This is a genomic window from Haemophilus sp. HMSC61B11, from assembly GCF_001838615.1.
Taxonomy (GTDB): Bacteria; Pseudomonadota; Gammaproteobacteria; order Enterobacterales; family Pasteurellaceae; genus Haemophilus_D; species Haemophilus_D parainfluenzae_AD.
On record NZ_KV838003.1, the window covers coordinates 15,703 to 28,900 of the forward strand.

General features: G+C 39.9%; 11 protein-coding genes and 3 tRNA genes. 5 read left to right on the forward strand and 9 right to left on the reverse strand.

Annotated elements, in window-relative coordinates; translation table 11 throughout:
* The first annotated feature begins 2 nt into the window (after positions 1-2).
* Together rraA and HMPREF3263_RS09200 are read left to right on the forward strand one after the other, a co-directional pair.
* On the forward strand, positions 3-503 hold the full coding sequence (rraA, locus tag HMPREF3263_RS09195; RefSeq protein WP_005699653.1) for a ribonuclease E activity regulator RraA: 501 nt from the start codon (positions 3-5) through the stop codon (positions 501-503).
* Positions 504-667: 164 nt separating this feature from the next.
* A complete protein-coding gene (locus HMPREF3263_RS09200; protein WP_005699662.1) occupies positions 668-2,053 on the forward strand; it encodes a DASS family sodium-coupled anion symporter in 1,386 nt (461 codons plus the stop codon).
* Between the two features lie 60 nt (positions 2,054-2,113).
* On the opposite strand, the gene plsB is transcribed toward HMPREF3263_RS09200, so the two are convergent.
* Entirely contained in the window at positions 2,114-4,570 is a 2,457-nt protein-coding gene (gene plsB / locus HMPREF3263_RS09205; protein ID WP_005698189.1) for a glycerol-3-phosphate 1-O-acyltransferase PlsB, read from the reverse strand.
* A gap of 218 nt (positions 4,571-4,788) precedes the next feature.
* Between plsB and lexA the strand changes: the two genes are divergently transcribed.
* Both lexA and dapF read left to right on the forward strand, forming a co-directional pair.
* The gene (gene lexA, locus HMPREF3263_RS09210) at positions 4,789-5,415 is read left to right on the forward strand and encodes a transcriptional repressor LexA (RefSeq protein WP_005698192.1); all 627 of its coding nucleotides are present in this window, start codon (positions 4,789-4,791) and stop codon (positions 5,413-5,415) included.
* Positions 5,416-5,536: 121 nt separating this feature from the next.
* Positions 5,537-6,361: a diaminopimelate epimerase gene (gene dapF, locus HMPREF3263_RS09215; protein WP_005699829.1), complete on the forward strand. Its 825-nt coding sequence runs from the start codon at positions 5,537-5,539 to the stop codon at positions 6,359-6,361.
* Between the two features lie 52 nt (positions 6,362-6,413).
* On the opposite strand, the gene HMPREF3263_RS09220 is transcribed toward dapF, so the two are convergent.
* From HMPREF3263_RS09220 to dauA, 6 genes are all read right to left on the reverse strand, one after another.
* The gene (locus HMPREF3263_RS09220) at positions 6,414-7,166 is read right to left on the reverse strand and encodes a carbonic anhydrase (protein ID WP_005699793.1); all 753 of its coding nucleotides are present in this window, start codon (positions 7,164-7,166) and stop codon (positions 6,414-6,416) included.
* A gap of 153 nt (positions 7,167-7,319) precedes the next feature.
* Positions 7,320-8,252: a tRNA dihydrouridine(16) synthase DusC gene (dusC, locus tag HMPREF3263_RS09225; protein ID WP_005698186.1), complete on the reverse strand. Its 933-nt coding sequence runs from the start codon at positions 8,250-8,252 to the stop codon at positions 7,320-7,322.
* Positions 8,252-9,118, reverse strand: coding sequence for a co-chaperone DjlA (djlA, locus tag HMPREF3263_RS09230; RefSeq protein WP_005698193.1), 867 nt, complete (start codon positions 9,116-9,118; stop codon positions 8,252-8,254). Before djlA ends, dusC begins: the two co-directional genes overlap by 1 nt.
* 106 nt (positions 9,119-9,224) lie before the next feature.
* Positions 9,225-9,866 carry an orotate phosphoribosyltransferase gene (gene pyrE / locus HMPREF3263_RS09235; RefSeq protein WP_005698191.1) on the reverse strand — a complete coding sequence of 214 codons (642 nt, stop codon included), beginning with the start codon at positions 9,864-9,866 and terminating at the stop codon, positions 9,225-9,227.
* A gap of 9 nt (positions 9,867-9,875) precedes the next feature.
* Positions 9,876-10,592 carry a ribonuclease PH gene (rph, locus tag HMPREF3263_RS09240; RefSeq protein ID WP_005698195.1) on the reverse strand — a complete coding sequence of 239 codons (717 nt, stop codon included), beginning with the start codon at positions 10,590-10,592 and terminating at the stop codon, positions 9,876-9,878.
* A 63-nt stretch (positions 10,593-10,655) separates the two neighbouring features.
* Positions 10,656-12,398, reverse strand: a complete 1,743-nt coding sequence (dauA, locus tag HMPREF3263_RS09245) for a C4-dicarboxylic acid transporter DauA (RefSeq protein WP_005698185.1) — start codon at positions 12,396-12,398, stop codon at positions 10,656-10,658.
* 125 nt (positions 12,399-12,523) lie between these two features.
* On the opposite strand from dauA, the gene HMPREF3263_RS09250 reads away from it, so the two are divergent.
* Positions 12,524-12,613 (forward strand) — tRNA-Ser (locus tag HMPREF3263_RS09250).
* Between the two features lie 160 nt (positions 12,614-12,773).
* Here HMPREF3263_RS09250 and HMPREF3263_RS09255 read toward each other — a convergent pair.
* Together HMPREF3263_RS09255 and HMPREF3263_RS09260 are read right to left on the reverse strand one after the other, a co-directional pair.
* Positions 12,774-12,850, reverse strand: a tRNA-Arg gene (locus HMPREF3263_RS09255).
* Positions 12,851-12,902: 52 nt separating this feature from the next.
* A tRNA-Pro gene (locus HMPREF3263_RS09260) sits at positions 12,903-12,979 on the reverse strand.
* Positions 12,980-13,198: the final 219 nt, after the last annotated feature.

Sequence of the window (13,198 nt, forward strand, 5' to 3'; positions counted from 1 at the left end):
TTATGTATATCGATACTTCAGAACTTTGTGATATTTATGCGGATCAAGTAGATGTGGTTGAGCCCATTTTTTCTAGCTTTGGTGGTGTCAGCAATTTCTATGGCAAAGTGACGACAGTAAAATGTTTTGAAAATAATGGATTAATTGCCGAGCTCCTTGAAGAAAATGGTGAAGGCAGAGTACTTGTCGTAGATGGTGGTGGTGCAGTACGCCGTGCTTTAATTGATGCTGAGCTTGCACAACTTGCCGCAGATAATGACTGGGCGGGCATTATTGTTTATGGTGCAGTGCGTCAAATTCAACAACTTGAAAATATTGATATTGGTATTCATGCGCTTGCCCCAATTCCAGTTGGTGCAGATGAAAATAATCATGGTGAAAGTGATCTTCCTGTGAATTTTGGTGGCGTGACGTTCTTCCCTGAAGATTATATTTACGCTGATTTAACGGGTATTATTCTTTCACAAGAAGCATTAGATTTAGGTGATTTTGAAGAAGAATAGTTTTGAAATTATTAACACTTTTTAAAGTGTGGTTAGAAATAACCGCACTTTTTTTGTTAAAATTTTTTTGAACAAGATCACATTTTAAACATTTGTTAGTTGAAAGTTTGTAACATTCATTTAACATCAAAAATAGTTCATTTGTAATCAGTTTGGAGGGACTCATGAACGAAACAAACACAACAAAAAATTATAAAAGTGGTATTATTTTTCTGCTGGCAATAGCATGTTTTTTCATTTTATTAAAGTCTTTACCTTTCGCACCTAAGGAAAATGCTGGTTTAGCACTATTAGCCTTTGTGGCGATCCTTTGGTTAACTGAAGCATTACATGTAACAGTTACTGCGTTATTGGTACCATTGATTGCGATTGCACTTGATTTAGTGTCGACGAAACAAGCTTTAGTTGCTTTTGCTGATCCAACTATTTTCTTATTCTTTGGTGGATTTGCTTTAGCAACAGCTTTGCACATACAAAAGCTAGATAAAATGATTGCCAATAAAATCATGGCAATGGCGCGTGGTAATTTATTTGTTGCTATTATGTATCTCTTCTCTATTACTGCTTTTCTTTCCATGTGGATGAGTAACACGGCAACAGCAGCCATGATGTTGCCTTTAGCCATGGGGATCTTAAGCAAACTTGATAAAGAAAAAGAACATAATACTTATGTTTTCGTCTTATTAGGGATTGCGTACAGTGCGAGTATTGGTGGTATGGGGACATTAGTGGGTAGTCCACCAAATGCTATCGTTGCAAGTAACTTACATTTAACCTTCTCAGATTGGTTATGGTATGGCTTACCAATTATGCTCATTTTGATGCCGTTAATGATTGGTACACTTTTCATTGTGTTTAAACCAAAACTTCATTTGCATTTTGAGCAAAATTTTGAACGTATTGAAATGAATGGACAACGTGTGTTAACGCTTGTGATTTTTGCTGTGATTGCACTTTGTTGGGTATTTAGTAGTTATATTAATCCAATCATTTCAGGTATATTTGGTCTTGCTAAAAATATCGGTAGTTTTGATAGTGTGGTCGCATTACTTGCTGCAGTCATCATTTGTTCAACGGGTGTGGCAAATTGGAAACAAATCCAAGAAAGCACAGACTGGGGTGTGTTGATGCTTTTCGGTGGTGGTTTAACTTTAAGTGCGGTGTTGAAAGATTCCGGTGCAAGTAAAGTGTTAGCTGATGGTATTGTATTCTTGGTTCAAGGACAACATTACTACCTCATTGGTTTATTGGTTGCAACCTTCATTATTTTCTTAACTGAATTTACTTCCAATACCGCTAGCGCCGCGTTATTAGTACCAATCTTTATTTCTATCGCGCAATCTCTCGGTATGCCGGAAATTGGTCTTGCTTTAATCATCGGTTTAGGTGCCTCTTGTGCCTTTATGTTACCGGTGGCAACACCACCAAATGCCATCGTATTTGGTACAGGTGAGGTTCGTCAAAGTGATATGGTTAAAGCTGGATTTATCTTAAATATTGTGTGTATATTAGTTATCGCGACAATTGGATATTATTTCTGGTTGAATTAATCAAATAAAGAAAAGGGCGTGTTGGATATCCAACACGCCCTTTTCTTATGTCAATAAAGATTATTCATCTTTATTTGATTTGTCCTCTTCTTCAACTTCAATCTCAACGTCATCTGCTTTGTCTGCAGCACTGTTAATCGTTAAGCAAACTTCGCTAGAAATCAAATGCTCTAAGATTGTAGCAAGTTCGTGTAATTTTTCTTTGTCATCATCGAAATAACCTTCTTCTTTTAAGTTAGCAATGAAGGCCGAGAAGACAGCTTTATCAAAGAACTCTGGTGCGTTAATACCGTGTAATACAGAAAGACGCTGTGCCACTAATTGGCTTTCTTTTTCTAATAAGCCACGAGCAATTCCAGGATCTTTACGTAAAATACTCACAGTGATGTAGTAACGTTGTAATATTTCACGCATACCGGCAGACCAAAGTTGTAAAATACGCACTTTAGAGCGGTGGATAGATAAGAAATTATCATTGGCTTGGATAACGTCTTGACGCGCAAATTCATCAATAACGGCTTTAATTTGTGTATTTAATTCTTCTTCATTGAAATGAAGGAAGAGTTCACCTTTTAAGAATGGATAAATTTTACGTACCGCATCCAATAATAAATCTTTTTGGATTGCTTCATAATGTAAAACGATACTCGCAACAAGTGAAGGTAACACAAATAAGTGTTGAATATTATTTCGGTAATACGTCATGAGAACAGCAGAATTACGTTCTAAACGAATAATTTCCCCAAAGTTATCTTTTTCAACTAACACGCCAACACGATCTAAGCTTAATACGTGATCAAGCATCGCTTTTGGTGTATCAGTTGGAAGCACCACATCAGTAGAATACGGGACATTCTTTAACATCTCTTGATAACTAGAGAGTTGTTCTAATAACTGTTCATGAGAAAGTGCACGCTGACGAGAAGATAGGAGTGCTGTCCCCACTAAATTCATCCCATTGACAGCTGCCGATTTGTTGATGTTTATCATCACTTGATTAGAAATAGAACCCACTGCTTGGTTAAACCACAGCGGTTTATCTTCATGATGTTGTTCTTTCCATTCAGGATAATGGTGGCTAAGGTAATTTGACAGTGTGATTGGCTCACCAAAATTCACAAAACCTTGGCCTAAATTGCGCAATTTTTTAATCACACGTAAAACTAAGCCTGCATTTTCTTTTTCTTTTGCCGCGCCACGTAATTCTTTCGCATAAGTATCTACTTCTAATACGTGCTCATAACCGATATATACTGGCACTATAGAAATTGGACGCGTTTGATTATGTTGAAGCGCTTGTAGTGTCATCGACATCATGCCAGTTTTCGGTGCGAGCAAGCGACCAGTACGAGAACGGCCTCCTTCAATAAAGTATTCGACAGAATAACCGCGGTGGAATAATTCCCCTAAATATTCACGGAAAATCGCAGAGTAAAGGCGATTGCCTTTAAAGGTGCGGCGAATAAAGAATGCTCCCCAGCTACGGAATAAAGGTCCCGCAGGCCAAAAGTTTAAGTTAATCCCTGCTGCAATATGTGGCGGTACAAGACCTTGGTGATAGAGCACATAAGAAAGTAATAAATAGTCAATGTGACTACGGTGACAAGGCACATAAACAATTTCATGTCCTTCTAGTGCCAGTTTACGCACACGGTCGGCATTTTGTACATTAATACCTGAATAGAGTTTGTTCCATAACCAACGCAAGAAACGATCAGCTACCCGAAGGCTTGAATGGCTAACATCTGCAGCGATTTCATGAAGAATTTTTTCAGCTTCAGCATAGGCTTTTTCACGGCTGATATTTTTTGATTTTGCCTCATCTTCAATCGCATTTTGAATCGCTTGGGAATTTAAGAGTTTATTAAACATTGCTTCGCGGTTTGGTAGGCGGGGGCCTGTTGCCGAAATACGTTGTTTAGCAAAGTGTATTTTAGCCACACGAGCAAGTTTTTGTGCGATTTTTTCATCTGAACCATGCTCATTTACCATGTAACGCAAAGAGAGCGCTTGAGAAAAACGTACAAAGGTATCACGCCCAAACCAAATTGCAGCAAAGGTTTTTTGAATGCCATTCAATAGACGCAGATTTGGTAAGCTTGCTTTATCTTCTTTACCAGGCGAACGCCCCCAAAGCACAGAAACCGGGATCAGTTGCACATCTAAATCAGCAATATCACGATGTAATTCTAAGTACTTATTGAACACCTTGACCGTTTCATCTTTTGCGCCTTTTGATTTAAAAAAACGACGACCTTCGTCTAAATAGACATAACGTGGTAATGCCACGCCATCAATCACATTTTTTTCAGCCGGATCAGGTAAACCTACGCTCAAACAGTTCCGACGGAAAATCACGAAGTCAGTTTGAGAGGTATAAGGTAAAACGTAAAGAATGGGTTGGTTAATATTGAGTTGAAGCTCTTCGATGGGTTGAGCGGGAATAGGATTATTTTTTACTAAAACCGAAAGCGGTAATTCTAATAATTTACGATAAGTACTTACGATGCCAGACATAATTAATATTCTCTTTTTGTTAGACACTTCTAGGTATTGTCAGGCATTTTAACACATTCGACCAGTCAAATTCTAAAAATTTACATTTGAGATTTCTTATGATCATTTAAAAACACGAGAAAAATTGACCGCACTTTTATTGCTAGAAAATAGTTGTTGCAATCATCACCTTTCTGTATATACTAACAGTTATTCTGTATAAAGTAACAGGAGTGTATATGAGACCATTAACTGCCAGACAACAAGAAGTGCTGGAACTCTTAAAACGACATTTAGAAACCACGGGTATGCCGCCAACTCGTGCAGAAATTTCTCGTGAATTAGGCTTTAAATCCCCTAATGCGGCGGAAGAACACTTAAAAGCGCTTGCTCGTAAAGGTGCAATTGAAATTGTTGCGGGGGCTTCTCGCGGTATTCGCATTATTGATGACAGTGCAAATGATGAGGAGGAAGAAGGCTTACCGCTAATTGGTCGCGTAGCTGCAGGGGAGCCGATTTTGGCGGAGCAACATATTGAAGGTACTTATCGTGTTGATGCCAATATGTTTAAACCCCAAGCTGATTTTTTATTAAAAGTATATGGTCAATCCATGAAAGACATCGGCATTTTAGATGGTGATCTTCTTGCGGTTCATAGCACAAAAGATGTGCGTAATGGACAGATTGTTGTTGCTCGAATTGAAGATGAAGTCACAGTAAAACGCTTAGAACGTAAAGGTTCTGTTATTTATCTGCATGCAGAAAATGAAGAGTTCCAACCGATTGTGGTGAATCTTGAGGAACAGCCTCATTTTGAAATTGAAGGTATTGCTGTAGGGATCATTCGCAATAACGCTTGGATGTAATGATGAAAGTGCGGTGAGAAAATAAAGTGTTTTTTGACCGCACTTTGTTTATTGTGGCTATTTGCCATTCGGCTTATTGCTCTCTATAATGCCAAAAAGTTTTCAAATCAAGGAAGGAAACATGCAGTTTTCCAAAATGCATGGCCTTGGCAATGACTTTGTTGTTGTTGATGCTGTGACACAAAATGCCTATTTTACCCCTGAAACTATTAAGCGCTTAGCCGATCGTCATCGTGGCATTGGTTTTGATCAGCTTTTAATTGTTGAGCCACCTTATGATCCGGATTTGGATTTCCATTACCGTATTTTTAATGCGGATGGCAGCGAAGTATCGCAATGTGGAAACGGGGCAAGATGTTTTGCACGTTTTGTAACCTTAAAAGGGCTGACTAATAAAAAGGATATTGCAGTAAGCACGCAAAAAGGAAAGATGGTTTTAACGGTAAAAGAAAATGGGCAAATTCGTGTCAATATGGGCGAGCCGATTTGGGAACCCAATAAAATTCCTTTTACTGCAAACAAATTTGAAAAAAACTATATTCTGCGAACCGATATTCAAACGGTGCTTTGCGGTGCGGTATCAATGGGTAATCCCCATTGTGTTGTTCAAGTGGACGATATTGAAACGGCCAATGTAGCAGAGTTAGGTCCACTCTTAGAAAGTCACGAACGTTTTCCGGAAAGGGTAAACGCTGGATTTATGCAAGTCGTTAATCGTAACCATATTAAGTTGCGTGTATATGAGCGTGGTGCAGGTGAAACACAAGCTTGTGGCAGTGGGGCTTGTGCAGCAGCGGCAGTAGGAATGATGCAAGGTTTACTAGATAATAAAGTGCAAGTTGATCTACCTGGTGGTAGCTTGCTTATTGAATGGGAAGGCATAGGCTCACCGCTTTATATGACTGGCGATGCGACTCATATTTATGATGGTAATATTCACCTTTAAGTTCTTCTAATCGAATAAAAAAATGCGTGGAAACTATCCACGCATTTTTTGTTTATTGTTCAACTTCCACGTCACGCTGATTTAATGGTTGCGTTGGGCGGTTGTTTTTCCCTTCCATTTCTTCTATCGCGGCAATTTGTGCTTTGCTTGCTTGAATTGGCGCTTTAAAAATGGTCCAAGCCACGTTTTCACTACAAGGTGGAGTGGTGAGAGATCCATTTAAGCGGAAGCGTGCCATCTCTTTTGGCATTAGCGCTTTAATATCAATCTGTTGAGCCAATTTTTCTTTTTGTCCAACGGTGAGTTTTTTCTCAACGACTGGTGCTAATGCTGGATTAGCTTCACCTTCATTTACCATTACGGCAATAACCGCTAATGCTTTATCTTCACTTTGATGGACAAAATGAATTTCTAAAGGATAATGTTGGCGTTTAAAAGTATGTTCACTTGGTGTGTGAAAGTGAAATTGTTTTAAATAAAATGGTTTATTGTTGAGCGTAATAAATGGTGCATTTTCTTGTGCAACACTGACTTGCACAGTATGTCCATTGTTTTCTACTTGATACTCCGCAGGGAAGTAATTCATCTTAAGTGGTTTATTGGCCACTTTCATGCCGTTATCTGCTTCCAGATTAACAGGCGACTGAACCTTCCCTAGCTTACAGGTTTGATATTCGGTGAGCAAATCACCCCAATGTTCAGGGCTTTCTTTTCCATTATAAGACCAATGCGCTTTATGCGTTTGGGCAAATGATGTTGTGCTTAATGCGATAAGTAAGCTAGAAAGCAATAGACGAGTCTTCATAAGGCACCTCTCCTTTTTTGTGGTATATGCCTCATCGATTCTACTGGTTCTGTATGATAACTTTTTGATTTTGGTCAAGTTTTGTTTGAGTGTTGAACTCATCGTACAAGTGGGGATAATGCTAAAAAAGCCGTCTATTTTGACCGCACTTTTTTAGTACTGACAGAGTCGTTCTCTCAGATCTTCTGCGGTTTGGCAGGTTTTAATTCGTTCAAAAACGATATCTGCTTCAGGATATTCTTTATTAAGATAGCGTAGCCATTGTTTGATGCGGGCAACATGATAAAAACCGGAATCATGGAAATTTTCCATTTCCGCATATTTTTGCAAGATCTTTTGAATATCCGTCCAAGACATTTTTTCGCAATTTTGTTTAAGTACAAGGCTTAAGTTTGGAATATTTAATGCACCACGCCCGACCATTAGATCTTCGCAACCTGTCGCTTTTAAACAGGCTTGACCATCTTCCCAACGCCAAATTTCACCATTAGCAATTACAGGGATCGTCAAGCGAGATCTCACTTCACCGATTTTTTCCCAATTGATGCGATCGGCATGATAGCCATCGGCTTTGGTTCGACCGTGAATAGTGATTTCAGTGGCACCGCCTTGTTGTACCGCATCGGCAATTTCAAACGCTTGTGAAGTACAATCCCAACCTAATCGCACTTTAACGCTGACAGGTAAATGACTAGGTACGGTTTTACGTAAGGCTAGAGTCGCTTGATAAATTAATTCAGGTTGCTTGAGAAGTGCAGCACCTCCGTTACTCCCATTAACGGTTTTGGATGGGCAACCACAATTTAAATCAATGCCATGTGAGCCCAGTTCAATGGCGCGATTGGCATTTTCAGCAAGACAATTAGGATGTTGACCTAAAAGTTGGACACGAACAGGGGTTCTAGAAGGGGTAAACCCTTGATTTTTGAGTTCAGGGCAAAGACGATAAAAGACTTTTTCAGGTAAGAGTTGATCCACCACGCGAACAAATTCGGTGACGCAGAGATCATATTCATTCACCTCGGTTAAAAGCTGGCGAACGAAAGGGTCAAGCACTCCTTGCATGGGGGCGAGGATAACACGCACTATTTCCAGCCTTTCACTTTACAAATTAAATCGTAAGCGGCTTGGATTTGTTGCGCTTTTTCTTTAGCCATTTCCATCATTTCTGGCGGTAAGCCTTTCGCAACTAATTTATCTGGGTGATGTTCATTCATTAAACGACGATATGCACGTTTTACAGCATTACGGTCATCACTTTCACTCACGCCTAATACTTTATAAGCATCACTTAATGTTGGGCCTGAAGATTGTTGGTATCCGCCCTGTTGTTGATATTGGTAGCCACCTTGCTGTTGATAACCACCTTGTTGGTATTGGCGATAGAAGCCACCTTGGGTAAATTGGCGAGCCGCAATTTCCATTGCCAGCATTTGCTCAAACTGCATACGGGAAAGACCGAGTTCTTCGGCTACCACATAAAGCACTTCTTTTTCTGACTCATGTAATTGAGAATCAGCAAATGCAGCCTGCACTTGCACGTGTAAAAACATTCTCAGCAAATCAGCACGTTGTCCACATCCAATACGGAATTCGCGAATCACCTGGCGTAAAGGGAAATCGGCTTCTTTACCGCGACGAAAGGCCTCTTGAGCGAGTTTGCGATGGCTCTCATCTAATTGCATCTGATTCATCAACTGATTTGCCAATTGAATATCTTCTTCTGTCACACGACCTTTGGATTTACTTAAATGTCCAAGTACCGCAAAGGTAGTTTGCATAAAGAGCGCTTGTCGGGTCGTTTTTTTCTTAAAAAAGCTAGAGTTAACCGAACCAAGCTCATAGAGTTTTTTATCTGCGATAGAGCCTAAAATAAGTCCAGCGATGGCGCCAAAAAAGCCCCCCCATTTAAAACCGAGAAAAACGCCGATAATCTTTCCAAAAAAATACATTCTCTTCCCCTAAAGTGCGGTCAAAAAGGTCTTTGACAATAATGGGCAGACGCAAATGTCTGCCCTTACATTAATATGGCTTTATTCTTATTTTTCAAGTGATGAATTACACACCATAACTTTCACGATAAGCCCGCATCGCAGGTAAATATTGCTGATAATCGGGTTCTTTTTCAATGAATTGCATTAAATCATCCAAATCAATAATGGAAAGCACTTGGCATTGATAGTCTCGTTCTACTTCTTGGATGGCTGACAGTTCCCCTTTGCCTTTTTCCTGACGATTTAATGCAATAAAGACAGCGGCTAATTTCGCGTTATTGGCTTCAAGATGCGCCATGGATTCACGAATGGCTGTGCCAGCTGTAATGACATCATCGATTAACAACACATTGCCGGTTAATGAGCTACCGATCAAATTACCGCCTTCACCGTGATCTTTGGCTTCTTTACGATTAAAGCAAACAGGTGTGTCACGGTTAAATTGATTGAATAGTGCAATGGAAACGCTCGTCGCAATCGGAATGCCTTTGTAGGCAGGACCAAAAATGACATCAAAATCGACCGCACTTGATTGAATTGCCTTCGCATAGAATTCACCTAAGCGAGCAAGATCTGCCCCCGTGCTGAATAATCCTGCGTTAAAAAAATAAGGGCTTTTTCGACCTGATTTTAGTGCAAACTCGCCAAATTTAAGCACGTTACGGCTCAAGGCAAATTTAATAAATTCGATTTTGTAGCTTTCCATTTTTTGTTCCTATAAACCTAATGCTTCACGTTGTGCAGCGAAGATTTGTTCGCAGCCTTGTTTTGCTAAGCCTAATAAGGTGAGTAATTCTTCGTGGCTGAATGGTTCGCCTTCTGCGGTACCTTGCACTTCGATCATGCGGCCATCTTCCATCATCACAACGTTCATATCTGTTTCGGCAGCTGAGTCTTCTACATATTCCAAATCACATACAGTCTCACCCTCAACAATTCCAACTGAAACTGCAGCAACGAGACCTTTGATTGGATTAGTTTTTAATGTACCGTTAGCGATTAAACCATTGATAGCATCACATAAAGCCACTGCTGCACCGGTGATAGACGCAGTTCTTGTACCGCCATCAGCTTGAATCACATCGCAGTCTAAGGTAATAGAACGTTCGCCAAGAGCCTCTAAATCAACCATAGCACGTAATGAACGTGCGATTAAACGTTGAATTTCCATGGTGCGTCCACCTTGTTTGCCTTTTGCTGCCTCACGTTGCATACGGCTGTGTGTAGAGCGAGGTAACATGCCATATTCTGCTGTCACCCAACCTTGATTCTGTCCTTTTAAGAAACGCGGTACGCTTTCATCAACACTCGCCGTACATAAAACTTTAGTATCACCAAATTCCACCAATACTGAGCCTTCAGCATGTTTCGTATAATTACGGGTGATTTTAATTGGACGAGGCTGATGATTTTCACGATTATTTGGACGCATTCTGAATTCCTTTATTTTTATTGATAAAAAAAGCGTGCTTATTTTAGCACGCTTTTTAGTGTTTTATGGATTTGCTTGTTCAAACTCACGAATTTTATTAAAGACATCTTGTAAATCCGTACCATAATTAATTTTTTGCAATTCAGGTATAGAGTTAGATTTTACTAACATTCTAAGTGGTTGGAATTGCATATTACACAAGTAGATTTGTTGATGTGGCAACATATGTTGTACAAAGTGAGTGAGAGCATGAATGCCCCCCGTATCGAGCACGGTCACGGCATCGCACTGCAACACGATATGTTTAATCTCGTGATCGGTATGTACGGTTTTATCGTGTAAATCCGCAAAGAGTTTATCTGCCGCTGCAAAGAATAATGGACCGCTGATACGATAAGCTAATACATCATCGAGATCTTCTGGCACGGGTTGTTCAATCGTTTTTGTCATTTCTGCAATAGTGCGGATAAATAAAAGACTCGCTAATAATACGCCGACAGAGATGGCGATCACCATATAAAATAACACGGTAAGAATTAAGCAGGTGAACAACACCGCAATTTCGTTTTTTGTGGAGCGACGAGCTAAACGAATAATTTCAGGTACATTAGCCATATGCCAAGCTACCATTAATAGCAATGCAGCCATAGAAGAGAGTGGCAAATAAGACAGGGCATTCGCAAAGAATAATAGCGAGAATAAAACTAAGAGTGCATGAATGACACTGGCTATTGGTGATACCGCTCCAGATTTTACATTGACTGCGGAACGTGCAATTGCCGCGGTTGCAGTAATGCCGCCTAAGAATGGTGAAATAATATTCCCTAAACCTTGGGCGAGTAATTCATTATTGGAATGATGTTTAGTATCCGTCATGTTATCTAAAATGACCGCGCAAAGTAGCGACTCAATCGCGCCTAATACCGCCATTGAAAAGGCCGCAGGTAAGAGAGTCTGTATGCGATCAAAACTCCAATTGATGACTTCACCTTGCGCATTCGGAATATTCCAAGGTAAGGCAACTTCAGGCAAAACATTAGGGATACCATGTCCAGTTGTGCCATCAGATAAGGTGTATTGGAATGCTGTACCAATGGTTTCAACCGAGAAGCCAAATTGTCCTAAGGCTAATGCCATGAGTGTCCCAATAATGACCGCTGGTAAGTGACCTGGCACGGGTAAACGAAGTTTGTGCCATTGAGTAAGTACAAATAAGGTAACCACACCCACAGAGGTGTCAGCCCAGTTAATCGTAGGAAGTGCGGTCAAAATAGCCTGCACTTTTTCAATATAGTGAGATGGCATATGGGCAATGTCTAAACCTAAGAAATCTTTGATTTGTAATGTACCGATGGTAATGCCAATCCCGCAGGTAAAGCCAAGAGTAACAGGAAGAGGGATGTACTCAATTAATCGACCTAATCGCGATAGGGCCATGATGACTAAAATAATTCCCGAAAGCAGCGTTGCCATGAGTAATCCGCTAAGTCCAAATTGTTGTGTGATGGGATATAAAATGACGACAAATGCTGCAGTTGGACCTGAAATATTGAAACGTGATCCACCGGTTAATGCAATCACGATACCCGCCACAATAGCGGTATAAAGACCGTGTTGTGGAGGCACACCACTAGCAATCGCTAAAGCCATGGATAGAGGAATCGCAATGACGCCCACGGTGAGGCCCGCGATAATGTCTTTTATCAATTTTTGTTTTCCGTAACCTTCACGGAAAGATTCTTTCAGTGCGCTAAATGGTTTTACGGCCAAAAACACATTTTTAGAAAAGAGTGATTTGATTTGCATAAAAATACGACGATAGAAAAGAGATAAGTTTATATTTTAACTAAAAGAAAAAGGATTTTTTATGTTCTAGCTCAAAAAACTTGACTAATCTTGGAGAAATCTTTATATTTCACGCACTTCAAAACGGTGAGATGTCCGAGTGGTTGAAGGAGCACGCCTGGAAAGCGTGTATGTGCGAAAGTGCATCGGGGGTTCGAATCCCCCTCTCACCGCCATTCAAATATTGTCTTTTCTGAATTTAAAATCATCTTTTAAACTAATTTATTTTGAGATCTAGAATTTACGCTACTTTTCTCTGCCTAAACTAAGTGTTAAACCTATTACTTTCGCTTAAAAAAGCAAGTTAGAAAAATAATGGCAGATTGAGATGAGTTATGGCACGCCCTAAAGGATTCGAACCTTTGACCCACGCCTTAGAAGGGCGTTGCTCTATCCAGCTGAGCTAAGGGCGCATTTCAAGGGTTACATCTTTTGTATGGAATTTCGAGGGAAATATAAAAGAAGTGGTCGGCGAGATAGGATTTGAACCTACGACCCACTGGTCCCAAACCAGTTGCGCTACCAAGCTGCGCTACTCGCCGACGATGGGCTCAATTATAGTGAGCTTTTCTTTCCAGTCAATTAATTTTTTAGATTCCTCTTTCAATTGCTCAAAATTATTCCAGTTTTTCAACCGCACTTTTGTTGTCTTTGTAATATAAGACATTGTCAGTTAAAATAGCAAACGTTTACTTAATGCCATCTTGAGGAAAAAACGCATGACAGCTCAAATCATTTCAGGTACTGAACTATCAAAAAAA